Origin of the sequence: Pseudomonas sp. HMWF006, assembly GCF_003061205.1 — a bacterium.
Classification (GTDB): Bacteria; Pseudomonadota; Gammaproteobacteria; order Pseudomonadales; family Pseudomonadaceae; genus Aquipseudomonas; species Aquipseudomonas monsensis.
This window is the reverse complement of sequence record NZ_QAIU01000174.1, coordinates 1-1,050: the sequence shown is the minus strand read 5'-3', so window position 1 is coordinate 1,050 and position 1,050 is coordinate 1. Positions and strand designations below refer to the sequence as shown.

The following is a 1,050-nucleotide window of genomic DNA, read 5'->3' as shown; positions in this document are numbered from 1 at the left end:
AGCCACCGTTGTCACCGCTGTACGGCGACTTCAGCGGCTTGCCGCCGGCGCTGCTGTTGGCCGGCGAACTGGACCCGTTGCGGGACGACACGCTGGCCATCGCCAGGCGCTGGCAGCAAGCGGCGCCGGTCGAGGTGTATTTACTACCGGCGTCACCCCACGGATTTATCCACTTTCCCACCGCCATCGCGCAAGGCGTGCTGGCTTACAGTCGACAGTGGATCAGCGCCCGAATCAACGCGCACACGGCGGCTATTCGTTCAGATCCTTGACCAGATAGCCGCCGACAATCTGCGACACACCGGTCAACGCCGTGCGCAGCAACTCCGGCTCGGTGCGATAACGCAACGGCTCGTAACCATAGGTGTTGGCGCCGTTGAACGGGGTGATTGGCTCGTTGCGCTGCCAGATCAGTTCATCGCCACGTTTCATCACGCCGCTCACGGCGATGGTCGGGTAGACCACGCTGCTGAAGCCCTGAGTCAGCGAGAAACCCCAGCTGATCACCGTCAGTTCGATCTGCGCATCGGCCGGTTCGTTGTCGCCGACCACCTTGAAACGGCCGGAAGCGGCCAACTGGTCCTCGAAGCTCTTTTTGACCAGGGTGCCGAGATTGATGTCAGAGGTTTCCATGTTGTAGACGATGGCATCGGTCGTCGACATCGACGCCAGGTCACCGGCCTTCAGCCCCGCGACGAAACCGACGCCGCCCAATGCAGCGGTCGCGGCTTTCGACGCACTGGAGGCCAAACCGATGCCGGTGCCGACACCGGCCCCCACAGCGGCGCCCCACGCCTGTTCACGGCCCATGTAGGTGATTTCCTTGGGCTTCCACGCCACCGGCAGAATCTTCACTGTGTGGATCTGGGTGCGGTATTCCGGCTTGAATTTCTGGTTGGCACAGCCGGCCAAAAACAGCACGGCAAACATCAGGACAGCGATCTTCTTCATGAACGACTCGCGACAAAGGAATGTGGGTTAGTTGTCGTCATCGACAGGAAAATCTGAAGTACACGCTGCATCGACAGCAGATTTTCCGCCGATGCAGAC

At 60.9% G+C, this 1,050-nt stretch carries 2 protein-coding genes; one reads left to right on the top strand and one right to left on the bottom strand.

Annotated features, from left to right (window positions below; all coding sequences use genetic code 11):
• Positions 1-272, top strand: a 272-nt coding sequence (locus tag DBR24_RS06855; RefSeq protein WP_146188979.1) for an alpha/beta hydrolase, incomplete at its 5' end; no start/stop codon positions are given.
• Here the strand turns inward: DBR24_RS06855 and DBR24_RS06850 are convergent.
• A complete protein-coding gene (locus DBR24_RS06850; protein WP_128614302.1) occupies positions 253-951 on the bottom strand; it encodes a hypothetical protein in 699 nt (232 codons plus the stop codon). The genes DBR24_RS06855 and DBR24_RS06850 overlap by 20 nt on opposite strands.
• Positions 952-1,050: the final 99 nt, after the last annotated feature.

Excerpts from the sequence above, each read along its gene's own strand:
- DBR24_RS06850 (WP_128614302.1), bottom strand. The coding sequence starts at position 951 with ATGAAGAAGATCGCTGTCCTGATGTTTGCCGTGCTGTTTTTGGCCGGC.